The following is a 26690-nucleotide window of genomic DNA, read 5'->3' as shown; positions in this document are numbered from 1 at the left end:
ATCCAGCCGAAAGTGAATCGGCACACACTTATTGTCCCATACTCATCGAGCGAATACTACTTCGATTGTGTCTTTTCTTTGACGAATTCGACGACTTCTTCAGCAGTACCCATAGAAAGAATGTCTTCTTTATAAGACATCCATTCCTTCCTGGACAGATCTCTAATCTGCGTACGGGCAGGCAGGATGGATGTGGCACTCATACTGAATTCATCCAAACCAAGTCCTAGTAGAAGTGGGATGGCAATTTCATCTCCTGCCATTTCCCCACACATGCCAGCCCATTTGCCTTCCGCATGTGCTGCTTCAATTACATTGTTGACGAGGTTAAGGATGGCCGGGTTGTACGGCTGGTACAAGTATGATACGCGTTCGTTCATACGGTCAGCGGCCATGGTATATTGAATCAGGTCATTGGTACCGATACTGAAGAAATCGACTTCTTTAGCGAACTGACGAGCAATGACTGCTGTTGCAGGAATCTCAACCATCATTCCGACTTCGATTTCGTCTGAAACTTCGTGACCTTCTTCTTTTAGGTTTGCACGCTCTTCGTCCAGGATTGCTTTCGCTTGACGGAATTCTTCCAGCGTAGCAATCATCGGGAACATGATTTTCAAGTTTCCGTGGACGCTTGCACGTAGCAATGCACGTAGCTGAACGCGGAAGATATCGTCACGCTCCAGGCAAAGACGAATCGCACGGTAACCTAGGAATGGGTTCATTTCTTCAGGAAGATCCAAGTAGTCAAGCTCCTTGTCTCCACCGATGTCCAGTGTACGTACGACAACTGGCTTGTCTCCCATTTGCTTCAACACAGAAGAGTAAGCATCAAACTGCTCTTCCTCTGTCGGAAGTTGGCTTTTGCCCATATAAAGGAACTCTGTACGGTAAAGTCCGACACCTTCGCCGCCGTTGTTTAAAACACCTTCGACGTCGTCAGGTGTACCGATGTTTGCTACCAGCTCCACGTGATCGCCTTCAGAAGTGACGGTCGCTTCATCTTTCAGCTTCGCCCACTCTTGTTTCTGCTTCTCAAAATCGTCCTGCTTTTGCTTATACTCCGCAACTTGATCTTCGCTTGGATCAATGATGACATCCCCATTGATTCCGTCAACGATGATCATGGTATCCTTCTCAGCCTGAGAAGTGATATTTTTCGTTCCGACTACTGCAGGGATCTCAAGAGAACGAGCCATGATAGCCGAGTGAGATGTGCGTCCACCAATGTCAGTTGTGAACCCTTTTACGTATTGTTTGTTCAATTGAGCGGTATCAGAAGGTGTCAAATCGTCTGCAACGATGACCACTTCTTCATTGATTAGGGCAGGATCCGGGAATGTCACACCAAGGAGGTGAGCCATGACACGCTTTGTTACGTCCTGGATGTCTGCGGCACGTTCGCGCATGTACTCATTATCCATTCCTTTGAACATGTCGATGAACATGTTCGCTGTCTCAGAAAGAGCCGCTTCTGCGTTAACGTTTTCACTTTTGATCTTATCTTCGATCGGTTGGATCAATTCTGGATCGCTCAACACCAAAAGGTGAGCAGAAAAGATTTCTGCGTGTTCGTCCCCTAGTGATTTTCTCGTATGTTCCTTAATTTTTTCAAGCTCTGATTTTGATACATCAAGAGCCTCATGTAGGCGTTTGACTTCTTGTTCCGGCTGTTCAATATCTTTCTTATCAAAAGAAAGGTCCGGAGCTTCCAAGCGGTACACTTTTGCAATCGCAATCCCGCTAGAAGCTGCAATCCCTTGAAGCTGTGTCATTCTGTTATTCCCCCAAGCCTTCGTTCTTCATTGTCTTTTCCAAATGGTCAACCGCTTCTTGTTCGTCACTGCCTTCTGCTGTGATTTTAACTTCAGCGTCTGCAGGAATCCCAAGACTCATGATTCCCATGATGGATTTAAGATTTACGGATTTTTCTTTGTAATGTAGGTTAATTTCAGACTCGTACTTACCTGCATTCTGTACAAGTACTGTTGCTGGACGAGCGTGAACACCGTCGGATGATGTTATTTTAAATGTTTTCTCTACCATTATAATTCCTCCTTAACATACTCTTGTTTATGGATTACCCTAACTTTATTATTTTAAGCCTTTTGGAGGTCTTTTTTCAAGAATCCTACAACAATTGCTGAAAGAATTGTGCCGGCAATGATTGCCACTAGATAAAGCACGATTTGCAGAAACCCGCCTTCGACGAGTGGGGTAACGATTATGCCACCGTGCGGCGCGCGCAGACCGATTCCGAATAACATAGTCAGCATACCCGTCAATGCACTACCAGCCACCATTGAAGGGATAACGCGGGCAGGGTCTGCGGCGGCAAATGGAATGGCTCCTTCAGTGATGAAGAACAATCCAAGCGGATAAGCGGCTTTTCCGGTTTCACGCTCTTGCTTCGTAAATTTATTCTTGAAAAGGGTCGTGGCTAAGCCCATCGCAAGGGGTGGTACCATGCCACCAGCCATCGCAGCTGCTATAAATGTATAGTTCCCTGCATCAAGAGCTGCAATCCCAAAGGTATAGGCGGCCTTGTTCACTGGCCCGCCCATATCAACGGCCATCATTCCTCCGACAATTAAGCCGAGCAGGGCAAGGTTTGATCCACTCATGTTTTCAAGAAATCCGAATAACGCTGTGTAAACACTTGTCAGTGCTGGGTTGATCAGTAACATGATCATTCCTGTACCGAAAATTGCAAGGACAGGATAGAAAAGAACGGTTTTCATCCCATCTAAAATGGCAGGTAAACCTTGCAACCATTTTTTAATGAGTAACGTCAAATAACCAGCTAAGAAGCCTGCAATCAAGCCGCCAAGGAACCCTGACCCGTTTGTTGCATTTTCATTGGCGGTTTGTGTGATCGCAATCAGTCCACCAACCATTCCTGGGGCAAATCCAGGTCTATCCGCAATGCTGGAAGCAATAAAACCTGCAAGCACTGGAACGAGGAGGTAGAAAGCATTCCCTCCACCAATAATGCTCAGCATCTCTGCAAAGCGGTTGTACTCCTCATGTGTTGGATCGGCAGAATTGATGCCCCAGAAGAAGGAAATCGCAATCAAAATTCCTCCACCAACGACGAAAGGAAGCATGTTCGATACACCGTTCATCAAGTGTTTATAGAATCCTGTTCGCTGTCCTTTCTCCTGAGATCCTTCTTTTTTCTCTCCAGTGCCTTGGTAGATCGGAGCATCTTTTTGGGTTGCTTTTTCAATCAATTCCTTTGGTTCATGAATCGCTTTGGCGACAGGCACTTCAATGACCGGCTTCCCTTGGAATGGTTCCATTTCAACTTTTGTATCCGCAGCAACGATAATCGCATCAGCTTCTGAAATATCCTCGCTCGTCAGGCGGTTTTTAACCCCGCTGGAACCGTTCGTCTGAACTTTGATGTTCACACCCATCTCCTTCGCCGTAGCTTTCAATTTATCCGCCGCCATATACGTATGGGCAATTCCTGTTGGGCAGGCGGTAACTGCAAGGATTTTGCCAGAGCTTTGTTCAGCTGTTTCTTCCTCGTCCTCATCTTCTGCTTCTTTTGCGTTAATCGCTTCAATTACATCGGATTCCGTTTTAGCTTCTTCCAATTGTTGACGGAATTTGTTATCCATTAAAAAGGAAGAAAGTCGAGAGAGCGTTTCCAAATGAGTGTTGTTAGCGCCTTCAGAAGCGGCAATCATGAAGAAGAGGTTCGTTGGCTGCCCGTCCAAGGATTCATAATTCAATCCTTCTGCCGACCTGCCAAATGCGATGGCAGGATCTTTTACAGCAGAAGTTTTTGCGTGCGGAATGGCGATTCCTTCTCCAATCCCTGTGGTGCTTTGCTGTTCACGAGCCTCAATGGCCTGTTTGAAATCATCGCGATCATTCAGCTTACCGGCACGATCCAATTGACCGACAAGCTCATCAATCGCCTCTGGCTTGGAAGAGGCGGACATATTTAATACGATGGTTTCTTTCGTCAGTAAATCTGTGATTTTCATCGTGTTTCACTCCCCTTTGTTTATCGTGGAAATGTGGATTTCTGTGAGCAACCGTTCTACATCTTCTTTTTGGCAAAGGTCATCCTGAAAGGCTGTGGCACTCCCTGAAGCCACGCCATAACGGAAAGCGTGTTCAATCGGTTCCCCTTTTTCCAATCCAGCTAGAAAACCAGAGACAACGGAATCTCCCGCACCAACAGAGTTCTTCACATGACCTTTAGGTACATTGGCAAATAGATCCTGCTCTTTACCGACATAAACAGCGCCTGCTCCTCCCATAGATACAATGACGTGTTCAACCCCTTTTTCGATCAGCTTCCTGCCGTAATGAGCCGCTTTCTCCTTTGTGTCTATGTCTACCTGGAAAAGCTCGCCCAATTCATGATGGTTCGGCTTTAACAAGAAGAGGGGATGTCCGAGCAATTGCTCCAGTGCTTTTCCGGATGTATCTGCGACGACTTTTGCTCCATTTTCAGCACAGATAGAAGCGATCGTCATGTAAAAATCGGACGGCAGGGAGGAGGGAAGACTGCCGGCAAGAACGAGCGTGTCTCCACTGGAGAGGCTCCTCACTTGCCCTAAAAGCTTTTCTTGTAACAGTACGGAAATCTCAGGTCCAGGGCCGTTGATTTCTGTTTCACTCGTACTTTTCAGTTTCACGTTCACTCTTGTTTTTTGAGCCGTGTCTATAAAAGCATGATCAATGGCTTCTCGATCAAGAAATTGTTGAACATATGCACCCGTAAAGCCGCCAATATATCCGAGAGCATTCGTTTTGACACCGAGGCGGGCCATGACGCGAGAAACATTAATGCCTTTTCCTCCAGGATAATAAGACGTTTCTTTTGCCCGGTTTAAAGTCCCGGCCTCAAATGCATCAACATTCATGATGTAGTCGATGGAAGGATTTAATGTACACGTGTAAATCATGTTGTCACAACCTTTACGTTCGTTTTCTTGCGATAGTCTTCAAGTGATAGCCCATCGCCGTTTGTAATGATGTCTGCTTCTGAAAGGTCAGAAAACTTCATGAAAGCGACATTTTCGAACTTGGAATGATCAGCAAGGACATAACGATTTTTTGATAAGGTCAACGTCATCTGTTTGATGGCCGCTTCTTCAGGGTCCGGTGTGGTGTATCCATCCTTTACAGTGACACCGTTCGCCCCCATAAAGCACTGATCGAAGCGGTATTGTTGAAGATTTTGGATCGCACCCGCGCCGACGACCGCCCCTGTCTGGTGTTTGACTAGACCACCAAGGACATAGGTTTTGATCTGGTGGGAGTTTAAGGCATCCAGGTGACTTAATCCATTCGTTACGACGATGATGTTTTTCTCTTTAAGAAAAGGAATCATTTCATAAGTCGTCGATCCAGCATCGATGAATATACAATCCCCCTCCTGGACGAGAGAAGCTGCAAATTGAGCGATTGCCTGTTTTTCGCTATGGAACTTTGTAACTTTTTCTCCCATGGTCGGTTCCTCACTCGCGGAGCTTCTTAACGATGCTCCTCCATGCACCCGCCTCAGGAGACCTTGTTCCTCCAGTTGATCCAAGTCACGACGGATGGTCGACTCTGATGCACCTGTTACTTCAACTAAGCGCTTAATTTTTGATATGTGATCGTTTTTGACTGTTTTTAATATAAGCTCCTGGCGTTCTGGTGTAAGCATGTTCCTACACTCCTTGCTTGAGATCTATCTTCATAATAAAAGAAAACCCTTACAAAAATCAACCATATTCTTTCAAAAATAATCAAAAACAATCATAAGGGGTGAGTTGATAAGAAGGCGGGCAGGTTTAGGGCAAGCAACTCTCCGGACTGTGCACACTCAAATAATCGTATAGCGTTCATCTTTCAATTAACTTCAAAGGATTCAAGAAATGTTTTTTTGCTTGTACTGCAGCCCGTTTAAAACCCACCTAAGAAGATAGAATAAGCTTGCTGATGCAAGGCATTTATGCTACATTTAAACTAGTTATCTGTACGTTTTTAGGAGGTGTGGGCACATCATGGAAACACTTGCAATTACTTTACTAACCATCAACACGATTGCAATGATCGTCCTTGTACTATTGCAATCCGGAAAAAGTGCCGGTCTTTCAGGAGCGATTTCTGGCGGAGCGGAGCAACTATTTGGGAAGCAGAAAGCACGGGGAATTGACGCAGTGTTGCACAAAGCAACCATTGTAACAGGCGTTCTCTTCTTTGTATTAGCTTTCTTAACTGCATATATCCTCGGTTAATCAAAAAAACTGCGCTTCATAAACGAAGCGCAGTTTTTTTGTGCTCTTTTATTCAGATCTTAATCCTGCACAATAGCTCCCTTTTCTTGAAGACTCAGTTTCGAGACTTTTGATGAGTGGATGGGGGCTGCTGGGAATAGCTCGCTTTCCGCGGGAGCGCGGTGAGCCTCCTCGGACTGCGTCCTGTGGGGTCTCACCCTGCACTTTTTTCCCGCAGGAGTCTCGCCATTCCCCTCCGCCCCTTTGCCATATTAGTATCTCGAAACTCCTTCCAGAATAAGCAGCTTTCTAACGAAATGGGAGTTGGCGAATCCAACTACAAACAAGCAGTCATCTGTACTATAAAGCTTGCTATGAAGCGTTTTTTAACTGGATAGCAGTGTTCATGGAAAACGCTCCATTCGTATAGGTGGGTTCGTTTTTCTTATCTCTCTAATGGGGTGGTTGGGAAGCTGCGAGACTCCCGCGGGAATGGATTGGCTGGCGAGACCCCGCAGAGCTTTAGCTCGAGGAGGCTTGCCGCCATCCCCGCAGGAAAGCGAGTGGCTTCCCAACCACCCCTGACGCTCAACTCAGCAACGAACCCCGAACCATCTCGAAATCAAGTCTTCCACAATTCTGCCATATAGCTGAAGAACAGGGGGATAAGGTGATTTAGGTTCAAAATGTGCCAGGGGAACTTAATTTTGGTAAAATAGAATACATTGCCCTTTCGAATGAAATCTTAAAAACAGGACATAGATGAAGTAAGGAGAGAATGACATGAAAATTAAACAACCTCAGCCATTTACGTTTGAGGAAGGAGAACGTGCGGTATTATTACTACATGGTTTTACTGGTCACTCCGCTGATGTGCGGATGCTTGGCCGGTTCTTACAAAAGCACGGCTATACGACCCATGCACCTATTTACGCTGGTCATGGACAAGAGTTAGAGGCATTGATCGAGGCAAGACCTGAAGACTGGTGGGCAGATGTTCAGAATGCATTGAACCATTTGCGCGAATTAGGGTATGAAAAAATCGCTGTCGCAGGGTTATCCCTTGGAGGCGTTCTAGGTCTGAAACTTGCGTATTCAGAACCGATCAAAGGAATCATTACGATGTGTTCTCCGATGTTCTTTGACAATGAAAAACAGTTAACGCAAGGCTTTGAATTCAAAGCTAGACAGTATAAACAACTGGAAGGAAAAGATAAAGAAACCATCGACCGCGAAGTAGAGGAGCTTCTAAATGAATCGGAAGAGATGTTCAAGCAGCTGGGCGGATTTATTACAGAGGTTCATGATGAAGTGGATCAAATTTACACCCCTACCTTCGTAGTACAAGCAGAAAATGATGAAATGATTAACACAGAAAGTGCAAACTATATATATGAACAAGTAGAAGCCGATCAAAAAGATATTAAATGGTACAAAAACTCTGGTCACGTGATCACAATGGATAAGGAAAAAGAGCAGCTGCACGAAGATGTCCTCGCTTTCCTTGAGTCTCTGGACTGGTCATAACGCCGGAGCTTGTCCTTCATTTAAGAGGAGGTAAGACAATTGAGTATAGAGTTAAAACAGCAAATATTAGACTTTTTCAAAGAAACAGCATCAAAACCACTATCTGTACAAGAGCTTGAAGAGACATTGGAATTAGGAAGTTCTGATGAATTCAAGGACCTCATGAAGGGTTTGAATGAGCTTGAAGAAGAGGGGGAACTTGTGCGGACGCGTAAAAACCGCTTTGGTCTTCCGGAGAAGATGAACCTGATTCGTGGACGTATTCAAATGCATGCCAAAGGGTTCGCTTTTCTGATCCCAGATGAAGAAGATAAAGATGACGTGTATATTCATCATTCTGATCTTCATTCAGCGATGAACAATGATAAAGTCCTTGTTCGTATTGAAAAAAGGAAAGAGGATGGTACAAGGCCTGAAGGGGCTGTCATCCGTATTCTGGAGAGAGCAACGACACGTGTCGTCGGGACATACGAATCCAGCCGTAATTTTGGTTTTGTTATAGCTGATGACAAGCGGATTCCCAATGATATTTTTATTCCTAAGAGTCAGAACAACGGGGCGATCGACGGACATAAAGTCATCGTAAACATCACAAAGTTCCCGGAAGACCGCATGAGTGCTGAAGGGGAAATCGTCGAAATTTTAGGGCACAAAAATGACCCGGGAATTGATATCATCTCCATTATTTACAAACATGGCATCAAGGTGGACTTTCCTGAGGAAGTGCTGCAGCAAGCAGCTGACACACCAGATGAAATTCATCCGGATGAGATTAACAACCGCCGTGATCTGCGTGATGAAATGATCGTGACGATTGATGGAGCGGACGCGAAAGACCTTGATGATGCCGTCATGGTCAAGAAGCTTGATAATGGCAACTATAAGCTTGGCGTTTCCATTGCAGATGTTACCTACTATGTGGATGAGGGCTCACCAATTGATCAGGAAGCCAGGGAACGTGCGACGAGTGTGTACTTAGTCGATCGTGTGATTCCGATGATCCCACATCGTCTATCCAACGGAATTTGTTCTCTTAACCCACAGGTGGATCGTCTGACCTTGACCTGTGAAATGGAAATCAACAGTCACGGTGAAGTTGTAAACCACGAAATTTTCCAAAGTGTCATTAAGACGAATGAACGAATGACCTATAAAGATGTGAACAGCATTTTGCAGGACGAAGATCCTGATTTGATCAAGAAATATGAAGAGCTTGTGCCGATGTTTAGAGAGATGGAGAAGCTCGCTAGTATTTTAAGAGGAAAAAGAATGGGACGCGGCGCTATTGATTTTGATTTTAAAGAAGCTGGCGTTATCGTTGATGAAGAAGGAAAAGCGGTCGATGTCCGCTTGCGTGAGCGTTCTGTAGCTGAACGACTTATTGAAGAATTTATGTTAGCTGCCAACGAAACTGTAGCTGAACATTTCCATTGGATGGATGTTCCGTTCATTCACCGTATTCACCAGGACCCGGATGAAGATAAGCTTCAAAACTTCTTTGAGTTCGTTGCCAATATGGGATACTCGGTCAAAGGAACGGCTGATAATGTTCATCCACAGGCTTTGCAGAAAGTGTTAGAAGAAGTCAAAGGCACACAGGAAGATATGATCATTTCAAAATTGATGCTGCGTTCTATGCAACAGGCGAAGTATGACCCTCAAGGGCTTGGTCACTTCGGACTTGCAACTGACTTCTACACGCACTTCACTTCTCCAATCCGCCGGTATCCAGACTTGATCGTCCACCGTCTCATTCGGACTTACTTGGTTGAGGAAAAGCTGGACTATAAGACAAGGAAGCATTGGAAAGATCAAATGCCTGAGATTGCCCGCCATTCTTCTGAAATGGAAAGAGCCGCGGTTGATGCGGAACGGGAAACGGATGATTTGAAAAAAGCAGAATTCATGCAGGATAAAATCGGAGAGGAATATGAGGGTGTCATCAGCTCTGTGACCAGTTTCGGAATGTTCGTCGAACTGCCGAACACGGTTGAAGGATTGGTACACGTAAGTACATTGACAGACGATTATTATCATTACCATGAAAAACAATATGCCATGATTGGTGAACGGACAGGGAATGTTTATCGAATCGGTGATGAAGTAACCATCAAGGTAACGAATGTCAACATCGAAGAACGAGTGGTTGATTTTGAAATTGATGGAATGAAACCGAGGAAGGAACGGAAACGTCCAGAGCGTCCGGAGCGTCCGAAACAAATCAAATCCAAAAGGCCGGACCGGAAAAAAGAGAAAAAGAAAAACAAACAAAAAGGCAACAAACCTTTTTACAGAAACAAAGGTGTTCCTAAAAAAGGAAGCAAAAAGAAAAAATAAGAAAAAACGCGCGAAATCATTCGCGCGTTTTTTAGTGAGGTTTTAGGCACTGATTGTATTTTGTACGGTAGCTACATCTTGTTCATTCAAATAGCGGGCAGAATTCGTAAGGTCCAGATTAACGAAACGGGACCACTGGGATAGTTCATCTTCTTCCACGAGGTGGTTGTTCATAATGCTGCCTGCGTTTTCAGAACAGATGTGGTAGGAAACGAATAATTTGCCCTGCATCAATTCGCGATCGTGGGAGACAGAAACGATCGTCCATTGATCTTTATTTGTTTGTTCCCAATCCAATGCGAGTGCATCCTCTGTCGTTAAGGAATAGAACGTTGGTTCATTATGATCAAAGAAAACAATTTTTCCTTTTTCATCTTTTACAATATATCCGGAGTTCTTCCATGTATGACGTTCCAAAGCATGACCTTCATCTAACAGCTGTACGGCTTCCATAAAGTTCATAGTCTTTAATCCTTTCTTGCGTTAAAATTTTTCCTTAGAGGATTCTAAATACTATGAACGAGCTTGTCAATATATGCGGAAGAATTTTTATAATTGCGCCTTTTTCCAAGAGCCATAAAGGATCCATGGTTCCTGCACATCGTAGGCGGTCAGTTCAGGAATGTTCTTAAATCCCTGATCGGAAAAATCGATCCAGCACCCGTCATTATCCGGGTTGTATTTCCAATGATGGAGGATGGTTTCAAACAATCCAGGTTGATCATAATGGTCGTCCCAGAAGTATTTGACATGAGAGTAATCGTATTTTTTTGTATCATTTTTGATGATCACGAACCGATTCTGATCGGGACTTTCAAAAAAGGAAGATTCCTGTAAATATTCATCTGTGAAAAGAGCCTCGTCAAAAGGGAAGGGGTAATAGCATTCGTATGGGAATGTCCCTAATGGGTTTTCTTTCAATCCGGTCAGCAGCTCACGCTTCTCTTTCAAACCATGGACAGGTTTCCAGACAGGTCCGTGGGTGTGTCCTGTTAACAAGTCAGGTCGCTTTAAAGTCAGGTAGTGAATAATCGGACCTTGATCAATCCCGAGTTTTTCAAGAACGCGTCTGGCAGGTAAATTACCAAGGTGTGTATTAGCACCGATCCAGCGTACCTTTGAATCCCTTTTCAATTGATCTACAACGGGTTTGAGCAATTCAGTGGCGTTGCCTTTCATATGGAAGCGCCGATCGCTTCGCAGCCGGCCGAGCATTGCAAATTTATCCTGTCCAAATAAGCTGTAGCCGCCAACAGCAAGCATTTGTCCATTTTGAAAAAGTCCGAAGAGTTCATGACTGTCCGAAGTGATCAGTCGATCAAAAATCCGTACCACATAGTCGTCCTCAATCCCTGTATCCATTTCTTTGAGGGCGGGATAGTCTTCCATCGTTAATGGTTTTACATTCATGACTTGTTCCATAGGTCTGATCTCCTTTATCAAGCATGTGCCACTTTATATTCTCACAGGCTGGCTGAAAAAGTCTATTCAAAGCGTTCACCCTTCATCCGCTTGATATCAATTGGAAATGACTATGAGTTTTGGTACAATAAAGGGACGCAACAGAGGAGGAAAACGTATGCCAAGAGGACACGGAAAAACGTTAGCTCAAAATAAAAAAGCCCGTCATGATTTCGCGATCGAAGAAACATTTGAAGCAGGAATCGTTTTGCAGGGTACAGAAATTAAATCAATCCGTAATGGGCGTTTGAACTTGAAAGACAGTTTTGCCCGCATCAATAAAGGAGAAGTGTATCTACACAATATGCATATCTCTCCATACGAGCAGGGGAATATTTACAACCACGAACCAACACGTGCACGTAAACTGCTGCTGCACCGAAAGGAAATCAACCAGCTGATTGGTCAAACCCAGCAAAAAGGGTATTCTTTAGTTCCATTAAAAGTCTATATTAAAAACGGTGTGGCTAAAGTGCTCCTTGGAGTGGGTCGAGGGAAGAAAAAGTATGATAAGCGTGAGGATCTGAAGCGTAAACAGCAGAAGCGTGAAATCGACCGTGCCATTAAGGACAGCCTTCGCTAACGTACACCCCTTGAAAAAAATTATATTTCTGCTATAATAGTATTTGTCGTCAACGCGACAAGGATGAACAGCTTGACTGTTATCACTTAATCCTAACGGGGACGTTACGGATTCGACGGGGATAGGTCGAGCTCGGGTTGCGAGTCGAGCGACGCCTCGTAAAACCGTCATTTGCCTAAATATAACTGGCGAATCTAACGAAAACCTAGCTGTAGCTGCGTAAGTAGTCTATAGCTGATCCTTCCTGGCATCGCCCATGTGCTAGATGAAGGGTCTCAAACTAAAGTGGGCTACGCGTTTTTCCACCGCCTGAGGAAAAACGAAGAGAACAATCAGGCTAGCTCCTCAGAAGCCTGTTGGTAGGCTGAAGAGGCAGTGAATGATAATATATCAACTACGCTCGTAGAAGCCCGAGTGTCGATATCTCCGGACGTGGGTTCGACTCCCACCGTCTCCACCAATACATACATTGGTGGTTTTTTTATGCTTTATTTTAGGAGCATGAATCCGCACTTATCGTTGTATCTTTTTTCATTGCCTTACCTGGATCCTGCAGGATTATACAAAGGTTCCTTTCTCCACGGCTTTAATATGAATAAATAATATTTTTCTATTTATAACAGAATTATTTTGGTAAAATAAGAGTAAGATATCCTTTAGAATCATTAGGGAAGTAACCGATTTGTTGTTCCTTGGAGAAGGGTGTCAAGTATCCAAAGTGTAAGTGGGTAAACCCTTTTTAACATTAAATGAAAGCGTTTTCTTAATTTATTATGCAATTGCAGTATTAAATTTTCTTTCTAGGGGGGAATTCTAATGACGCAAAAGATTTTAGTGCCGGTTGATGGTTCAGATTTTTCGATGAGAGCTTTAAAACATGCAATGAAATTAGCAAAAGCGATGGGGGCCGAGATTCTTCTTCTAAATGTCCAATATAACTACAATTCACCAAATATTAATCGGTTTGTAAGCAAAGAACAGGTGCATAAATACCAGCAAGAGAACGCCAAAGAAGTCATTGATGACGCCCTTAAAGCAGTTGAAAATTCTGAGGTACCCGTACACACGAAAATCAGAATCGGTTCACCTGATTATGAAATCGCAAAAGAAGCAAAAGAATCGAATGTTTCCAGTATCGTAATGGGGTCTCGTGGTTTGGGGCCTATAAGAAGTAAGATTCTAGGAAGCGTTAGTTATAATGTTTTGCATGTAGCGTCTTGTCCAGTAATGATGGTGAAATAAGTAAAAAACTAGAAGCTGAAGGCAATGACACATGAGCTTTTTTTTACATTGTGAATAAATTTTTATGAAATGAATCGAAGGCCTGGTCTCCTAATGTTGGGGGCTGGGCCTTCGACTCATTTTCCGTTGCTATCCTCGTTCAATAGGCAAGGTCATACAGCGAATCCCGCCTCCCCCTGCTTCCAACTCATCAACATCAACTTCAATCAGCCGCTTTTTTTTCAATCGATCATGGTGGAAGATTTTTTTATGCGCTTTTGTGCTGATCAACAATGTTTCGGGATTCAGGTTTAAAAAGTTGATGTCCGCTACTGTGTGTTTCACTTCATCGGTCCAAATGATATCAAATCCGTGTCGGTGAAGGAAATCGCGGAACATGACATACGAGTTTTCCTTTGCAGATAAGACCTCGACAGGAAAGTAGCGAGTATAACTCTTGGCTAAAGCGATTCTCTCTCCTGCAATATTAAAGTTCATATCCAGATGCATCGTATCACCGCGGCGGGGCAGGTCAATGACACCAATTTCTGAAAAACCGAGAGGGATTAGTTTTTCTGATAGGGCTTTTGCGCTTTCATAGCTTGACCGCATACCGACATTGATTAAGACGGCATCTTTGCTTAATACGAATACGTCTCCGTTTTCAAGTGCGTTGGCGGGGTCGTTGTCATGAATAGAATAATGATCTTGATCAAACCATTGTTCAAAAAGTCTATGGGCGTGGACATATTCTGGTCTTCTCATTGTTGTGCCCGCTTCACCCGGAATCACTTTTTTTCCGAATACACAAGCGAGGTCTCGAACAAAAACCCGGTTGACTAACTGTTCATGGAAAGTTTTCTCTTCATCGTTGAGAAAAGTAGAATAATCAACCACGTGGACCCCCTCGTTACTCATAGCATCGACCATGTTGTTGAAACAGTGCTTCATTTTATCTCTATGTGCTGTCTTTTCCCACCGAAGGTCTGTTGCTGTTTGTTTATCCGGCACGTCCATGACAGTTGGGGTACAAACGATCACACTCTTCAATTCGTCGTATTCATTCCAGCAATTGGGGGTCAATGTAATCATGGGTGCCACTCTCCTTTACCGTCTCTTGATACTTTCTCCTCAACGGAAAAAAACATTCTTGCTTTCACACATATTCCTGAAGAAAGATTTCAAACTAAATGGAGGAGGAGGGGTGAGAATGGTTGAAGTACATAAAAAAGGCAAATTATCCTGGTGGCAGCTGTCATTTATAGGAATTGGATGTATTATCGGTACAGGATTTTTTCTAGGATCGAGCATTGCCATTGAAAAAGCGGGACCGGCCGTTTTGATTGCTTATCTCGTTGCAGGGACCGGGACATATATCGTATTCCGTTCTCTAGCGGCCATGACAGCAGACCATCCGGAAAAAGGATCGTTTCGGACATATGCCAAGCAAGCCTTTGGTCCATGGGCTGGGTTCAGTAATGGATGGGTTTACTGGTCTTCAGAGATGTTGATTATGGGAAGTCAGTTGACGGCCCTCGCCATCTTTGCTCAGTTCTGGTTTGAAAGAATACCGTTGTGGACCTTAGCCTGTGTCTTTGCCATACTTGGTCTTTTGGTCATTTGGCTCGGTGTAAGACAAGTCGAGCGAATGGAAAATGTCTTTGGATTGATTAAGATTTCTGCCATCCTCATGTTCGTACTCATTGCCATTCTAGCTATGACTGGGGTCATCGGAAAAGGAGAACCCCAAACGATGACAAGTCCGCTTTCATCCTTTTTTGAGGGAGAGTGGTCCGGACTTTGGATAGCTCTGCTTTATGCGTTTTATGCATTTGGAGGGATTGAAGTGATGGGGTTGATGGCCAATGAATTGAAAGATCCGAAAGATGCACCGAAGTCAGGGACGATGATGCTTATCGTGTTGACTGGTGTTTACGTGGCCGCGTTTTATTTCGTCATCAAACTTACGTCATGGAAGAACATCTCGACAGAGGAAAGTCCTTTTCTTACAGCCTTGACGGAGTATTCCCTCCCATGGGTGCCGAATGTTTTTAACAGCGTGTTGATCATTGCCGGCTTCTCCACCATGGTTGCTTCTCTTTATGCCGTAACAACCATGTTGATGGCTTTGAGTGAAGAAGGAGATGCACCGGGAATATTTGCAGAAAAGCAGGAAGGGAAAGTATCCAAGCCTGCTTTTATACTGACAATCATGGTCGTTGCTTTATCCATTATTCTTGCTGTCCTCCTACCTGACCGGATTTTTGAATATGTAACGACTGCGGCAGGACTCATGCTTTTGTACAATTGGGCTTTTATCTTATTGTCCTACAGGAAATTGATGGTGAAAGGAAAAAAAGGAACGGTGCTCGTCTTCGTTGGGATCAGCTTGATTGTAATGGCTGTCACCGGTACATGGATCGACTCCATGACACGAGTCGGTTTTTTTGTGAGCTTGTCCTTTCTAGTCCTTATCGCAATCGCTACATGGATGAAACAAAAGAAAACACCCCAATCAGGGGCGTAAACTTTTCCACTTGTTCTTTAAGGCTGTGAAAGGGCATTTAGACAAGGTTGATTCATCATCTTTTAGGAAGTATTGTTTCCACTCATGGTTGTCGTGCTGGCCGTACCACTTTAATGCAGGGTGAGGGGGTATGCCGTCGTATTCGACTAAACGAGTACGAATCGCCTTTTTGATCTTTCTGCCAAATGGAGTAGAATCGTTGATTTCGTCAAATACCCAACGGGGTTGAAAAGCGAGCAGGAGACAAGGGAAACGGCGGCTGTTCCTGATGTCGTGGGCAGGGGTCGCACAGAAAGCGAAGTACGGTTCTCCATCGAAACAAAATTCCCAAGCTGGGTTCTCAGGATCATTTGGGATGTCTTCAGGCCAAGGACTGGGGTCTTTTTTGTGTGTATCATTCAGCATCGTCCAGAAAATCTCTTCATACTCATCCATGGTTGTTTGCTGCTCCAAAAGAGCTCGAGTATCACAAAAGACAACCAGGGAAGCGTAATTCCCTGTCTCTCTGGAAATCTCTCCATACTCTTTCAATAAACAAGCTAACTGACCTGTACTCTGATCGGTACGTGGGTCGTCCACAAACCCGTAACGCAGCATATTTTTCATAAACCCTTGAATTCCAGGAACACACGGATAAGGATTTTCACGTTGAATCATCATACTCGAAAATTGCTCATAAGCCTCATGTTTCCAGAGGTCGAGGTCATTCACGTGGTTCTCTATATCTTCTTTGGTGTACAACATAAAAATTTCCCTCCTAGGATACATCCATATCCTATTGGAGAGAGCAGATATAGGTGACTGTCTACCCGACAAACATCTTCATTGCTTGATAGCCAAAATATAGTCCAAACCCGATTAACATGAGACCGGACAGAACCGAAACTCCTCTCAGTACACTCCCCGTCATCCATCTTCTAGCACCAGAAGCCGCTCCAGCCATCGTCAAATCCCATAACATGATGCCGATAAAAATACCTCCGCTGTAAATAAGTAGTTGGGTCTGCTCATATTGAGAAGATATTTGGGCTAAAATCGATCCGTAAATGCCAATCCAGAAAAGAATGTTCAGTGGGTTGGATAAAGCCATCAGGAATCCCGTTCGGAAAGCTTTCTTTTTTGTGGATGAATAAGAGCGGTCCATGTCTTTAGTGTGAGAGGCTGTTATACTCTCAACACCTGTATAAATCAGGACGAAAGCTCCGAAAGACCAAAGGAACGTTTTTACGAGAGGGAGTTCCACGTATTGAGCGAGACCGAGATAAATCAGCAGCATAAACAAAGCATCTGCACACATGGCTCCCACTCCCACGAGCCAGGCATGCCAAAAGCCATAGCGAATCCCCTTGTCCAATTGAGCTGCATTGATGGGGCCGATCGGAGCGGATAGGGATAGGCCTAATAGAATATAACTGAATAGCAAGATGTACTGCCTCCTTTATAGGTGCATGTCCCTATACTATATTAAAAAGCGGCTTATTGTATTAACGAAATCACCAATCACCTTAATAATGCTCCCTTTTTTTGAAGGGTCAGTTTCGAGATTTTTGTTGAGTGGATGGGGGCTACGGGGAATAGCTCGCTTTCCGCGGGAGCGCGGTGAGCACACACCGCGCTTCCATAAAGGAATCCTTGTCTAGTTGAGACAATGAATGACAATTCCTGGCCATGGATACGGGGTCAGGCAAACGACGATTTGCAGTGTTTTGGATGAGTCAGTAGAATGACACACACGTTATTGTCTCCATCCGGTTTTCATGCGGACGTTTCCCAGACCCTATTTCCTCGCTTTTATTCGTGCAGGACCTTTGGTTTAAACAGCTCTATAACGGCGTGGGTGGGCAGGTCTTCAGGACAGAACTCGTCAGGTCTCGGTTAGGGGGGATTTCGAGAACCTCATATAGTAAAGGGGCGGAGGGAAACGGTGAGACTCCTGTGGGAAGTGCGTGGTAGATGAGACCCCGCAGAGCGTTAGCTCAAGGAGGCTCATCACTCGCCCACGGAAAGCAAACCTTTTCCCGGAGCCCTAAACCCGCACAAAAGTCTGGAAATCGAGTCTTTCAGAATCCTACCATATAGTTTAAGAAGTATTGCATTAAACAAATAAGGACGCCTGCTGGGAAGCGGGCGTCCTTGTTGGTTTAGTGGGGCATGTTTCCTTGTGGTACAGTAGTATAGCTCTGTAACATTTGGGTCATATCTTGTTGTTGCAACTGTGGTACCTGGTAGTAACCATGCTTGTTCTGGTAAAGGAAAATCTCATAACTCATCTCGATAAAGTTCGGGACGCTGTCTGCAATAACACGGCGCAGGACAGGGTTCGTCATTTCAAGAGCTGTCATAGACAACAATGTCGCGAGCGTTTTCGTTTGTCCGAGCATATAAGCAGAAAGCCCCTTATCTGCGAGATCACTGACCGATTGGTTCGGTTTTTTTGGCTGACCAGGCTTGATTCCGTAAACGACTTCGTTGCTTTGCTGCATTTTATATTGCTGAGTAGCTTGGGCTGGATCCTGACCTGTGCTGAAACTCTGGACAATCGTATTGTACATCTGCGTTACAAATGCATGTTGACGTTGTTGAATGCTTTGTAGTTCAGGGTCCTGGATGTGCTGGGCATACATTTGATATTGGTCAAGCATGTTGATTAAACTTGCAATGACTTCATGAGCATCAAATAACTCATGACCTCCATGGTTTTTATTCACCATATTTGGCGGCATTTGCTGTCCTTGTTGGTTTTGGTTCTGACCTTGATTTGGATTCATATTTTTTCTCCTCCTTTTTCATCTTTTAAGTTTTCCTTTTTTTCTTTTTTCATGTACATGGAAAGCAAACCACTAGCGTGTGAAAGGAAAAGGAGGGAGCCTCCAAACGGGAATGTAGTTATAAACGTTGGAATCCATCTGGGGCAATAAGGAGAGTTCCTTGAGTGGATCAAATGTTGCTTATATCTGGAAGGTTTGAGCGTGTGAAAGACAGGGCTGTTTTTTCCTTCATGAGAATTTGGAGAATAGTTATCAACGATTCCAAGGTCTCAATCTGGAAACGGTTTCTTTTTACTTATGGACAACCTGAGTGAACGTGTTAAAATAAAAGCATCCTGAAGCAGAGGGAGATCGTCTGAAATGAAGCCGCTAATGAGAAAAGTATTTGTTGTACTTATATCCGTCATGACTTTAGGTCTTTATGTGCCACCGATGCAAATCGATACAGATGCAGCGGATAAAAGAGAGTTGTCTGCTGATCGGCACGTTCAAGAATCATCTCATTCTTCAAAGACAGAGGAATTCGAAATTACCCCTCCATCATCTGTAGAACCTCTGACAACAGATGATTGGATTGAAACCATAACTGAACAAGCAAAGACTCAGACACTTACGAAAATGGGCCCTCGAATTATTGAAAAAGTAGATGAGGACATGACTACGACGATTTTACCCAAAATTGAAGAGGTCATGGGAGAGATCCTTGCTTCTGCAGGGGAAAACGAAGTTCCTTATTATGAAATTACCGAAGATCCGTCTCCGGGATATGGGGAAAGAATTTTTAATATCCAAAACAAACATACAGACGAAGAAATCGCTCGATTTCATGTGAGAAGAGACAAGCGTCCAGGCGAAGGGTATTGGTTTAACTTCCATTACCATTTGCAGGAGGACGACTTTGTAAAACACCATGAGCTTGGCGAGATCTTTTGGGAAAAAAATACGCCACCGAAATGGATGTCCTAAAAAGAAAGCGACCTATAACAGGTCGCTTTTTATTTTTGCATGAAATCACGGCCTGTCCAACAGCTGTTCATCTGAATCCCTTCTTTTTCTGCGTATTCATCACCCCATTGGCACATTCCGTATAGGACAGGTTGAATTTTGCGGCCGAAGTCAGTTGTAGCGTAGACAACTCTTGGAGGAACTTCTTCATAAACCGTGCGTTTAACAAGTCCATGTTCCTCAAGTTCTCTCAATTGTTGTGTCAGCATTTTCTTTGTGATCTCAGGGATGGTCTTCCTCAATTCATTAAACCTCTTATCGCCTTCATTGAGATGCCAAAGCAACAAGACTTTCCATTTTCCACCGATCAGATCAATCACTAAATTAATGGCGCACTGGTATTCTGATTGCAGCTCTTTCATCGTGTTTCCCTCATTTCTAATTACGGATAGGTTACCCTTTAGTAACTCAGTTACTGAAAAGTGCCTTCTTGTTTCTTCCTTAACCTCTCGTTAGTATATAGTATATCGTTTCACTTGTTGAAGGAAACTGTTTAGAGAGGGGAGGATGACTGATGAAAGCACTACTTTTACAAGATAAAAATCAATGGAAAGAAATGAAGGTTGAAGAAGTAGAAAAACCTCGTCCCAAAAAAGGGGAAGTTCTCGTTGAGGTTCATGCTGCTGGTTTGAACCCTGTTGATTATAAGACAGCAACAAATGGCCATCCGAGTTGGGTTTATCCTCATATCCTTGGTCTTGACGCTGCAGGTACAATTGTCGAGCTTGGAGAGGGTGTGACTGAGTGGGAAGAAGGAGATCGAGTGGTCTACCATGGCGACTTGATGAAAAGTGGGGCGTATGCTCAATATGCAATCACTACGGCTCATACGATCTCACGAATTCCTGAGGGCATCAGCTTTGAAGAAGCAGCTGCCTTGCCTACAGCTGGTTACACGGCTTATCAAGCCATTCACCGGAAGCTTCCCTTGGATCAGTTGAACACCATTTTGATCCACGCAGGAGCTGGAGGAGTTGGAGGATTTGGTATTCAACTTGCAAAAGCGGTTGGGAAAACAGTTATTACAACAGCATCGGCCCACAATCACGACCATGTCCGTCGATTAGGCGCAGACTTTGTTATTGATTACCGTAAGGAAGATGTTCATCAAAAAGTACAGGAAATTACAGAAGGTAAAGGTGTCGATGCCGTCATTGACGCAGTAAGTCGCGATCATGCCACAGCATCTTTGGAGGACCTTGCTTTTATGGGGCATCTTGTTTACATCGCAGGGGCACCCGACTTTGCCAAAGTGAAGCCATTTACTAAGGTCGTTTCCTACCATGAGATTGCTTTAGGGGCAACCCATCAAGCAGATGTGGAGTCCCAAAAAGATCTTGCTGTTATAGGAGATGAGATGTTGAGAATGATGGAAGAAGGTAAAGTTTCTTCCCTACTGGAGGAAACGATTTCCTTGGAAGCAGTTCCTCAAGCGCTGGAGCGTCTGTCTGAACGTCATGTGAAAGGTAAAATCGTAGCGAAGATAGATGAATAAAAAGGAGTTTTGAATCATGTACCCATACCCAAGAAGTTTTTCACATATAGGTTTGTCTGTACCAAATTTAGAGAAAGCGATCGAGTTCTATACAGAGTTATTTGGGTGGTATGTCCTCATGGAACCATCAGAAGTGCAGAATGATGACACACCCGTTGGTCAAATGTGCCGGGACGTTTTCGGCAATGACTGGGAAAAATTCAGAATTGCCCACCTTTCTACGGGTGATAAAATTGGTATTGAACTTTTTGAATTCCCACATCAAGAAGAGCCGGAAAACAACTTCGAATATTGGAAAACAGGCATCTTCCACTTCTGTATACAAGACCCGAATATTGAAGACGTTGTGGAGAAAGTGAAGGCTAAAGGCGGGAAACAGCGCATGCCTATTCGTGAATATTACCCGGGAGAAAAACCGTACAAGATGGTTTACGTAGAAGATCCTTTCGGAAATGTTTTCGAAATTTACACCCATAGTTATGAGTTAACCTATTCTAAAGGTGCTTATTAAGTAAAAATCAATGCTAAGTAGTTTTTCATAAGGAAGTCCGATTCCAAAAGTAAAACAAAAGCTTCCAACCCAAGTAGATTTAAAGGACAATCAGAAAGAGCCTGCGCATGGCGCAGGCTCTCTTTTTAATCTTTATCATCACCAATGATTCGAACTTCTCTTTCTAAATCGACTCCGAATTTCTCTTTCACCGTTTTTTGAACGTGTTCAATCAAAGAGATGTAATCAGAGGTTGTTGCATTGTCTTTGTTAATGATAAACCCTGCATGTTTTTTAGAAACCTCTGCACCACCTATGTTGGTCCCTTGAAGATCGCTGTCTTGAATCAGCTTTCCGGCAAAATATCCTGGTGGACGTTTAAAGACACTCCCACATGAAGGGTATTCAAGTGGCTGCTTAGACTCACGCTTGAACGTCAAGTCGTCCATCACTTCTTTAATGTCTTCGTATTTCGCAGGTTTCAGGTGGAAGGTGGCTTCTACTACGATATCTCCATTATCCGGGATGTTACTTGTTCGATAATCAAGATCAAGTTCAGCTGCGAGACGCTTTACGAGATTCCCGTGTTTATCTACCACATACGCGTAATCGAGTACATCTTTAATTTCTCCACCATAAGCACCCGCATTCATGTATAATGCACCGCCTACAGTTCCAGGAATTCCGCACGCGAACTCTAGTCCGGATAAGTGTTTATCTAGAGCATATCGAGAGGCATCAATGATCCGGGCACCGCTCTGTGCGACCACTGTGTTGCCTTCTGAATGAATAGTATCCAGGTGTTTTAAGTTAATGACGATTCCACGAATACCGCCGTCCTTAATAATTAAGTTGGATCCATTCCCTAGCAAAGTGAAAGGAATATTGTCTTCATTTGAAAGCTTCACGACATTTTGTATTTCTTCGTAGGATGTTGGAGTTATAAAAAAGTCGGCTTTTCCACCAAGCTTTGTGTACAAATGGTCTTTCAACATTTCGTCCACTTTAACATTTTCCTCTTTGACGAGTTCCAACAATTTATTATAGATCTTTTGTTTTTTATTCATAAACACCAGTCCTATTATAAGTTGATTATATTCTGATTGGACCTCAACCAGTCTTTCCAACGATCTCTCTTCTTACAATTTATGAAGGAACGTAGGAAAAGTTCATTTTAGACTTTTACAATCACCCTTCCTATTCTATCACAAATCGCAATAGTCATTGTGTAGGATTTTGCTTATGACCTTTATGGGGAGGACTGACACGAATATTCAATGCCTTATCAGTAGAAAATAACGGATATAGGGAGGTGTTAGAGGATGGCACTGGATGTAAAATGTGAAGTTCGAAACTGTGTTCATAACAATGATGGAATCTCCTGCGGAGCGGATGAGATTTTCGTCGTCAGTCATAAAGGTAAAAAAGCGAGCCACAGTGAAGAAACGGATTGTAAAACATTTGAACCCGCAAATGTGTAAGATTTTCCCTATAATCAAGGTCTGCTTTTCAGCAGGCCTTTTTTTCATTTTTTTCTCTTTATGAAAGCGTTTTAATTATAAGGAATCTTTATTATATTCAGAAAAATCATTGCTATGATCCTTACTTGTTAGTATCATCATGGTAAGTTATTTCATTTACGAAATGAATCGACCATTTTTAAAAGGGGTGTTTGGGATGGAAAGAACGAGAAAAGATTTAAGAATAAGGAGTAAAGACATCAGTGAAGGCGTCAATCGAGTCCCGAACCGCTCGATGTTGAGAGCTGTTGGTTTTACAGACGAAGATTTCAAAAAACCGATGATTGGAATTGCCAGTACGTGGAGTGAGGTTACCCCATGTAATGTACATATCGATAAGCTTGCTCAAGAAGCGAAAAGTGGAGCCGATGAAAATGGCGGAGCACCGATGATCTTCAATACGATTACCGTAGCGGATGGGATCGCAATGGGACACGAAGGGATGTTTTATTCCCTTCCAAGCCGTGAAGTGATTGCAGATTCCATTGAAACCGTCACAAATGCTGAAAGATTGGATGGTTTGGTTGCTATCGGCGGTTGCGACAAAACGACACCAGGCTGTTTAATTTCCATTGGGCGTTTGAACATTCCTTCGGTGTACGTGTATGGAGGAACGATTCAACCAGGAAAGCTTGATGGAGAGGACATTGACATTGTGTCGTCTTTTGAAGCTGTAGGAAAGTATCATGAAGGGCAAATAGACGATGAACAGCTTCACAGAGTGGAATGCCATGCATGTCCTGGAGCTGGTGCTTGTGGCGGAATGTACACAGCGAATACGATGGCTTCTGCTGTAGAAGCCTTAGGGATGAGCATTCCTGGATCTTCCTCTACACCAGCGGTTAACGATTATAAAGAGATTGAATGTAAACAAGCAGGTGAGCTTGTTATTGAACTGCTCGAAAAAGAGATTTACCCTCGCGACATCATGACAAAAGAAGCATTTGAAAATGCGATCACCGTCGTGATGGCCCTGGGTGGGTCTACAAATGCATTCCTCCACCTCCTTGCCATGGCGCATTCTGCAGGAGTGGATTTGACACTTGATGACTTTGAGCGCATCAGACAGGAAGTCCCTCACATTGCAGATATGAAGCCGAGTGGGAAATATGTCATGCAGGACTTGTATGAAAGTGGCGGCGTTCCAGCTGTAATGAAGTTACTTCTAGAGGAAGGTTTATTGCACGGGGATTGTTTGACAGTGACGGGCAAAACGGTTGCAGAGAACTTGGCGGAAGTCCCTTCACTTAAAGAAGGGCAAAAGGTCATTGTTCCTTTTGATCAGCCAATCAAAGAAAAGGGACCCCTCGTCGTTTTGAAAGGAAACCTTGCTCCAGAAGGCGCTGTGGCTAAAATGTCCGGACAGAAGATCAGCCGTTTCGAAGGGCCTGCTCGGGTGTACAATAGTGAAGATGAAGCAACGGAAGCCATCGTTAACGATGAAATCAAAGAAGGTGATGTGCTCGTCGTACGAAACGTAGGTCCAAAAGGAGGACCTGGCATGCCGGAAATGCTTTCCATTACAGCTATGATTGTAGGGAAAGGATTAGGAGGAAAAGTTGCTTTGCTTACGGATGGTCGTTTCTCAGGCGGGTCACATGGGTTCGTCATCGGGCACGTCGCTCCTGAAGCAGTCGTTGGAGGACCAATCGGGTTACTCCAAGAAGGAGACACCATCACGATCGATAGTGATACGCAGCAAATTAACTTTGAAGTAAGCGAAGAAGAATATGAGCGCAGAAAGCGTGAATGGAAACGTCCTGAGCCTAAACATAAGAGAGGTGTACTGGCGAAGTATGCCAGACTCGTATCCTCTTCTTCCAAAGGCGCCGTTACAGATTTGGATCTTGAAGAATAGAAGACGTATTATGAAAAGCCCGGACTCGTGTTCCGGGCTTTTCTCATTAATCCCCCACTTCCACTAAAGCTCCCGTTTGTGGAAGACTCAGTTTGGAGATGTTCCAGGGGCTCGTTGCCTGGTTGAGCGTCAGGGGTGGCTGGGAAGCAACTCGCTTTCCTGCGGGGATGGCGGCAAGCCTCCTCGGACTTTGTCCTGTGGGGTCTAGCCAGCCAATCCATTCCCGCGGGAGTCTCGCAGCTTCCCAACCACCCCTTTCATAGTAAGGAGAAACGAACCCCTATACCTAGAAGAAGTGTCTCCCATTTCCCTCCTAAGGCAGGCATAAAGCGCTCTGTATCAAGCTTATAAAATTTGAATGCCTGCTGTGGAGAGGTTATATGATCCACTTTCCTCAGTTATTCAAGCTGATTGTTCCAGAAGTGATTTCGAGAATCTTCCATGGCAAAGGGGCGGAGCGAACCTTTTCCCGGAGCCCCTAACTCCCTCGAAAATCTCCAAATCAAGTCTTATAGAAACCTGCCATTATGTGTAAGAAGGGTTGTATAAAAAAACTGTGTATAAAGGAGATCATCATATGGTTGTAGAAGTGGGAGGAGGGAGGTGGATGAGAGATGACCAAGGTTGCATTGATTAGACATGGAAGTACTGCATGGAATAAAGAAAAAAGAGCGCAAGGAAGCTCGGATATTCCGTTGGATGAAGAAGGAAAGTCCGATGCGAGAAAATTAGCCGAACGACTACATAAGGAAACGTGGGATGTTCTTTATTCAAGCCCTCTGAAGAGAGCAAAGCAGACAGCGGAAATCATCAGTGCACAAGTAGGGTTGGACATTCAATTTGACTCTCGTCTGGAAGAAGCCAGTGGTGGTCAGATTGAAGGGACAACAGAACCTGAAAGAATCGAAAAATGGGGAGAGGACTGGCGTTCCCTGGACTTAGGCATGGAAAGACCTGAGAGTGTTGTTTTCAGGGGGATGTCGTTTATGGATGATGTTCTAAAAACACATGCAGGGAAGAAAATCATTGTTGTTAGTCACGGTGCCTTAATCAGTCATGTGTTGAGGGAAATGGATAGTGATAACGTGAGGGATGAACATATGAAGAACACGTCTTTATCAGAGGTTCATTTTAGGGAAGACCAATGGTTTTGTGACCGATTTAATTGTACGATCCATTTGGATTAACAAAAGCGGCTCAAAGGTGAGCCGCTTTTATATTATTCTTTCGAGTAGTTTAAATCCCATGTGATTCCGAAAGGGTCATTCACTTTTGCATACGTAGCTCCCCAAAAGGTATCCTGTAGTTCCATTAATACGTTCCCGCCGTCTTTTAGTCGGTCGTAATAGGTTTGAATCTCGTCGGAACTATCACATTCAATGACTAGCGCAATATTGTTGCCTGTCTTAACGCTTTGATCTGCAAAGGAATCAGAGACCATAAAGAACAAGTCGTCTTTTTTAAATCGTGCGTGCATGACTCGATCGTCCATTTCCTTAGGGGTTTCAAAATCTGCTTCACCGAAGGTTTGGAGGTTGGTAATTTCTCCTTCGAAGACTTGCTTGTAATAGTCCAGGGCTTCTTTTGCATTACCGTTAAACGTAAAATAAGGGGTTGCTTGATGCTTCATAAAAGTGAACACTCCTTTAGAAATTTTTTGTGCACAATTAT

26 protein-coding genes and 1 other RNA gene are annotated in these 26690 nt (G+C 43.9%); 13 read left to right on the top strand and 14 right to left on the bottom strand.

The window, feature by feature from the left end:
- Window positions 1-56 precede the first annotated feature (56 nt).
- From ptsP to ACXACN_RS10695, 5 genes are read right to left on the bottom strand one after another with little or no spacing between them, the layout of a single operon-like run.
- Window positions 57-1775 (bottom strand): phosphoenolpyruvate--protein phosphotransferase, encoded by a 1719-nt coding sequence (gene ptsP, locus ACXACN_RS10715; RefSeq protein ID WP_474964342.1) that lies wholly within the window; start codon window positions 1773-1775, stop codon window positions 57-59.
- Window positions 1776-1779: 4 nt separating this feature from the next.
- The gene (locus tag ACXACN_RS10710) at window positions 1780-2046 is read right to left on the bottom strand and encodes a phosphocarrier protein HPr (RefSeq protein ID WP_474964340.1); all 267 of its coding nucleotides are present in this window, start codon (window positions 2044-2046) and stop codon (window positions 1780-1782) included.
- 53 nt (window positions 2047-2099) lie between these two features.
- Window positions 2100-3998, bottom strand: coding sequence for a PTS fructose transporter subunit IIABC (locus tag ACXACN_RS10705; protein ID WP_474964339.1), 1899 nt, complete (start codon window positions 3996-3998; stop codon window positions 2100-2102).
- A gap of 6 nt (window positions 3999-4004) precedes the next feature.
- On the bottom strand, window positions 4005-4928 hold the full coding sequence (gene pfkB, locus ACXACN_RS10700) for a 1-phosphofructokinase (RefSeq protein WP_474964338.1): 924 nt from the start codon (window positions 4926-4928) through the stop codon (window positions 4005-4007).
- Complete coding sequence (locus ACXACN_RS10695) at window positions 4925-5674, bottom strand: DeoR/GlpR family DNA-binding transcription regulator (RefSeq protein ID WP_474964336.1); 750 nt, start codon at window positions 5672-5674, stop codon at window positions 4925-4927. The genes pfkB and ACXACN_RS10695 overlap by 4 nt, the downstream gene beginning before the upstream one ends.
- Before the next feature lie 340 nt (window positions 5675-6014).
- On the opposite strand from ACXACN_RS10695, the gene secG reads away from it, so the two are divergent.
- The 3 genes from secG to rnr all read left to right on the top strand — a co-directional run bounded on the left by secG (window position 6015) and on the right by rnr (window position 10091).
- Entirely contained in the window at window positions 6015-6248 is a 234-nt protein-coding gene (gene secG / locus ACXACN_RS10690) for a preprotein translocase subunit SecG (protein ID WP_474964335.1), read from the top strand.
- Between the two features lie 762 nt (window positions 6249-7010).
- Entirely contained in the window at window positions 7011-7754 is a 744-nt protein-coding gene (locus tag ACXACN_RS10685) for an alpha/beta hydrolase (protein WP_474964334.1), read from the top strand.
- Window positions 7755-7793: 39 nt separating this feature from the next.
- A complete protein-coding gene (rnr, locus tag ACXACN_RS10680) occupies window positions 7794-10091 on the top strand; it encodes a ribonuclease R (protein ID WP_474964332.1) in 2298 nt (765 codons plus the stop codon).
- Between the two features lie 42 nt (window positions 10092-10133).
- On the opposite strand, the gene ACXACN_RS10675 is transcribed toward rnr, so the two are convergent.
- Both ACXACN_RS10675 and ACXACN_RS10670 read right to left on the bottom strand, forming a co-directional pair.
- Window positions 10134-10553 (bottom strand): Thoeris anti-defense Tad2 family protein, encoded by a 420-nt coding sequence (locus ACXACN_RS10675; protein ID WP_474964331.1) that lies wholly within the window; start codon window positions 10551-10553, stop codon window positions 10134-10136.
- An 87-nt stretch (window positions 10554-10640) separates the two neighbouring features.
- Window positions 10641-11513 carry a GNAT family N-acetyltransferase gene (locus ACXACN_RS10670; protein ID WP_474964330.1) on the bottom strand — a complete coding sequence of 291 codons (873 nt, stop codon included), beginning with the start codon at window positions 11511-11513 and terminating at the stop codon, window positions 10641-10643.
- 157 nt (window positions 11514-11670) lie between these two features.
- Between ACXACN_RS10670 and smpB the strand changes: the two genes are divergently transcribed.
- The 3 genes from smpB (at window position 11671) to ACXACN_RS10655 (ending at window position 13377) form a co-directional block, all read left to right on the top strand.
- A complete protein-coding gene (gene smpB / locus ACXACN_RS10665) occupies window positions 11671-12135 on the top strand; it encodes an SsrA-binding protein SmpB (RefSeq protein WP_474964328.1) in 465 nt (154 codons plus the stop codon).
- Between the two features lie 97 nt (window positions 12136-12232).
- Window positions 12233-12595, top strand: a transfer-messenger RNA (tmRNA) gene (gene ssrA / locus ACXACN_RS10660).
- Between the two features lie 356 nt (window positions 12596-12951).
- Window positions 12952-13377, top strand: coding sequence for a universal stress protein (locus tag ACXACN_RS10655; RefSeq protein WP_474964327.1), 426 nt, complete (start codon window positions 12952-12954; stop codon window positions 13375-13377).
- Between the two features lie 129 nt (window positions 13378-13506).
- On the opposite strand, the gene ACXACN_RS10650 is transcribed toward ACXACN_RS10655, so the two are convergent.
- A complete protein-coding gene (locus ACXACN_RS10650; RefSeq protein WP_474964326.1) occupies window positions 13507-14448 on the bottom strand; it encodes an arginine deiminase family protein in 942 nt (313 codons plus the stop codon).
- Window positions 14449-14566: 118 nt separating this feature from the next.
- Between ACXACN_RS10650 and ACXACN_RS10645 the strand changes: the two genes are divergently transcribed.
- Complete coding sequence (locus tag ACXACN_RS10645) at window positions 14567-15883, top strand: amino acid permease (RefSeq protein WP_474964324.1); 1317 nt, start codon at window positions 14567-14569, stop codon at window positions 15881-15883.
- Here ACXACN_RS10645 and ACXACN_RS10640 read toward each other — a convergent pair.
- The 3 genes from ACXACN_RS10640 to ACXACN_RS10630 all read right to left on the bottom strand — a co-directional run bounded on the left by ACXACN_RS10640 (window position 15872) and on the right by ACXACN_RS10630 (window position 18651).
- The gene (locus ACXACN_RS10640) at window positions 15872-16627 is read right to left on the bottom strand and encodes a YqcI/YcgG family protein (RefSeq protein WP_474964323.1); all 756 of its coding nucleotides are present in this window, start codon (window positions 16625-16627) and stop codon (window positions 15872-15874) included. The two genes, ACXACN_RS10645 and ACXACN_RS10640, sit on opposite strands and share 12 nt — an antisense overlap.
- Window positions 16628-16688: 61 nt before the next feature.
- Window positions 16689-17306, bottom strand: coding sequence for a LysE family translocator (locus ACXACN_RS10635; RefSeq protein WP_474964322.1), 618 nt, complete (start codon window positions 17304-17306; stop codon window positions 16689-16691).
- A gap of 718 nt (window positions 17307-18024) precedes the next feature.
- Entirely contained in the window at window positions 18025-18651 is a 627-nt protein-coding gene (locus ACXACN_RS10630; protein ID WP_474964320.1) for a spore coat protein, read from the bottom strand.
- Window positions 18652-19011: 360 nt separating this feature from the next.
- Between ACXACN_RS10630 and ACXACN_RS10625 the strand changes: the two genes are divergently transcribed.
- Window positions 19012-19617 (top strand): YpjP family protein, encoded by a 606-nt coding sequence (locus ACXACN_RS10625; RefSeq protein ID WP_474964319.1) that lies wholly within the window; start codon window positions 19012-19014, stop codon window positions 19615-19617.
- 29 nt (window positions 19618-19646) lie between these two features.
- Here the strand turns inward: ACXACN_RS10625 and ACXACN_RS10620 are convergent, their stop codons facing one another.
- On the bottom strand, window positions 19647-20018 hold the full coding sequence (locus ACXACN_RS10620; protein WP_474964318.1) for a winged helix-turn-helix transcriptional regulator: 372 nt from the start codon (window positions 20016-20018) through the stop codon (window positions 19647-19649).
- A gap of 152 nt (window positions 20019-20170) precedes the next feature.
- Here ACXACN_RS10620 and ACXACN_RS10615 point away from each other — a divergent pair, with 152 nt between their 5' ends.
- Together ACXACN_RS10615 and ACXACN_RS10610 are read left to right on the top strand one after the other, a co-directional pair.
- Window positions 20171-21151 (top strand): zinc-binding dehydrogenase, encoded by a 981-nt coding sequence (locus tag ACXACN_RS10615; protein WP_474964316.1) that lies wholly within the window; start codon window positions 20171-20173, stop codon window positions 21149-21151.
- 16 nt (window positions 21152-21167) lie between these two features.
- On the top strand, window positions 21168-21662 hold the full coding sequence (locus ACXACN_RS10610; RefSeq protein WP_474964315.1) for a lactoylglutathione lyase family protein: 495 nt from the start codon (window positions 21168-21170) through the stop codon (window positions 21660-21662).
- A gap of 125 nt (window positions 21663-21787) precedes the next feature.
- Here ACXACN_RS10610 and murB read toward each other — a convergent pair whose 3' ends face one another.
- Window positions 21788-22708, bottom strand: a complete 921-nt coding sequence (murB, locus tag ACXACN_RS10605) for a UDP-N-acetylmuramate dehydrogenase (protein ID WP_474964314.1) — start codon at window positions 22706-22708, stop codon at window positions 21788-21790.
- Between the two features lie 255 nt (window positions 22709-22963).
- On the opposite strand from murB, the gene ACXACN_RS10600 reads away from it, so the two are divergent.
- From ACXACN_RS10600 to ACXACN_RS10590, 3 genes are all read left to right on the top strand, one after another.
- Entirely contained in the window at window positions 22964-23122 is a 159-nt protein-coding gene (locus ACXACN_RS10600) for a DUF1540 domain-containing protein (protein ID WP_089651397.1), read from the top strand.
- A 196-nt stretch (window positions 23123-23318) separates the two neighbouring features.
- Complete coding sequence (gene ilvD, locus ACXACN_RS10595) at window positions 23319-25019, top strand: dihydroxy-acid dehydratase (RefSeq protein WP_474964312.1); 1701 nt, start codon at window positions 23319-23321, stop codon at window positions 25017-25019.
- Between the two features lie 614 nt (window positions 25020-25633).
- Window positions 25634-26206 carry a histidine phosphatase family protein gene (locus ACXACN_RS10590; protein ID WP_474964311.1) on the top strand — a complete coding sequence of 191 codons (573 nt, stop codon included), beginning with the start codon at window positions 25634-25636 and terminating at the stop codon, window positions 26204-26206.
- A gap of 32 nt (window positions 26207-26238) precedes the next feature.
- Here ACXACN_RS10590 and ACXACN_RS10585 read toward each other — a convergent pair whose 3' ends face one another.
- Window positions 26239-26649 (bottom strand): VOC family protein, encoded by a 411-nt coding sequence (locus tag ACXACN_RS10585; RefSeq protein WP_474964310.1) that lies wholly within the window; start codon window positions 26647-26649, stop codon window positions 26239-26241.
- Window positions 26650-26690: the final 41 nt, after the last annotated feature.

Source organism: Halobacillus sp. AWM4_238 (assembly GCF_056158265.1).
This window is presented reverse-complemented; position numbering and strand designations above follow the sequence as displayed.

What these genes read in the sequence shown, in the direction of transcription:
- ptsP (WP_474964342.1), bottom strand. Translation starts at nt 1,775, where the DNA reads ATGACACAGCTTCAAGGGATTGCAGCTTCTAGCGGGATTGCGATTGCA.
- ACXACN_RS10710 (WP_474964340.1), bottom strand. Translation starts at nt 2,046, where the DNA reads ATGGTAGAGAAAACATTTAAAATAACATCATCCGACGGTGTTCACGCT.
- ACXACN_RS10705 (WP_474964339.1), bottom strand. Translation starts at nt 3,998, where the DNA reads ATGAAAATCACAGATTTACTGACGAAAGAAACCATCGTATTAAATATG.
- pfkB (WP_474964338.1), bottom strand. Translation starts at nt 4,928, where the DNA reads ATGATTTACACGTGTACATTAAATCCTTCCATCGACTACATCATGAAT.
- ACXACN_RS10695 (WP_474964336.1), bottom strand. Translation starts at nt 5,674, where the DNA reads ATGCTTACACCAGAACGCCAGGAGCTTATATTAAAAACAGTCAAAAAC.
- secG (WP_474964335.1), top strand. Translation starts at nt 6,015, where the DNA reads ATGGAAACACTTGCAATTACTTTACTAACCATCAACACGATTGCAATG.
- ACXACN_RS10685 (WP_474964334.1), top strand. Translation starts at nt 7,011, where the DNA reads ATGAAAATTAAACAACCTCAGCCATTTACGTTTGAGGAAGGAGAACGT.
- ACXACN_RS10675 (WP_474964331.1), bottom strand. Translation starts at nt 10,553, where the DNA reads ATGAACTTTATGGAAGCCGTACAGCTGTTAGATGAAGGTCATGCTTTG.
- ACXACN_RS10670 (WP_474964330.1), bottom strand. Translation starts at nt 11,513, where the DNA reads ATGGAACAAGTCATGAATGTAAAACCATTAACGATGGAAGACTATCCC.
- smpB (WP_474964328.1), top strand. Translation starts at nt 11,671, where the DNA reads ATGCCAAGAGGACACGGAAAAACGTTAGCTCAAAATAAAAAAGCCCGT.
- ACXACN_RS10655 (WP_474964327.1), top strand. Translation starts at nt 12,952, where the DNA reads ATGACGCAAAAGATTTTAGTGCCGGTTGATGGTTCAGATTTTTCGATG.
- ACXACN_RS10650 (WP_474964326.1), bottom strand. Translation starts at nt 14,448, where the DNA reads ATGATTACATTGACCCCCAATTGCTGGAATGAATACGACGAATTGAAG.
- ACXACN_RS10645 (WP_474964324.1), top strand. Translation starts at nt 14,567, where the DNA reads ATGGTTGAAGTACATAAAAAAGGCAAATTATCCTGGTGGCAGCTGTCA.
- ACXACN_RS10640 (WP_474964323.1), bottom strand. Translation starts at nt 16,627, where the DNA reads ATGTTGTACACCAAAGAAGATATAGAGAACCACGTGAATGACCTCGAC.
- ACXACN_RS10630 (WP_474964320.1), bottom strand. Translation starts at nt 18,651, where the DNA reads ATGAATCCAAATCAAGGTCAGAACCAAAACCAACAAGGACAGCAAATG.
- ACXACN_RS10625 (WP_474964319.1), top strand. Translation starts at nt 19,012, where the DNA reads ATGAAGCCGCTAATGAGAAAAGTATTTGTTGTACTTATATCCGTCATG.
- ACXACN_RS10620 (WP_474964318.1), bottom strand. Translation starts at nt 20,018, where the DNA reads ATGAAAGAGCTGCAATCAGAATACCAGTGCGCCATTAATTTAGTGATT.
- ACXACN_RS10615 (WP_474964316.1), top strand. Translation starts at nt 20,171, where the DNA reads ATGAAAGCACTACTTTTACAAGATAAAAATCAATGGAAAGAAATGAAG.
- ACXACN_RS10610 (WP_474964315.1), top strand. Translation starts at nt 21,168, where the DNA reads ATGTACCCATACCCAAGAAGTTTTTCACATATAGGTTTGTCTGTACCA.
- murB (WP_474964314.1), bottom strand. Translation starts at nt 22,708, where the DNA reads ATGAATAAAAAACAAAAGATCTATAATAAATTGTTGGAACTCGTCAAA.
- ACXACN_RS10600 (WP_089651397.1), top strand. Translation starts at nt 22,964, where the DNA reads ATGGCACTGGATGTAAAATGTGAAGTTCGAAACTGTGTTCATAACAAT.
- ilvD (WP_474964312.1), top strand. Translation starts at nt 23,319, where the DNA reads ATGGAAAGAACGAGAAAAGATTTAAGAATAAGGAGTAAAGACATCAGT.
- ACXACN_RS10590 (WP_474964311.1), top strand. Translation starts at nt 25,634, where the DNA reads ATGACCAAGGTTGCATTGATTAGACATGGAAGTACTGCATGGAATAAA.
- ACXACN_RS10585 (WP_474964310.1), bottom strand. Translation starts at nt 26,649, where the DNA reads ATGAAGCATCAAGCAACCCCTTATTTTACGTTTAACGGTAATGCAAAA.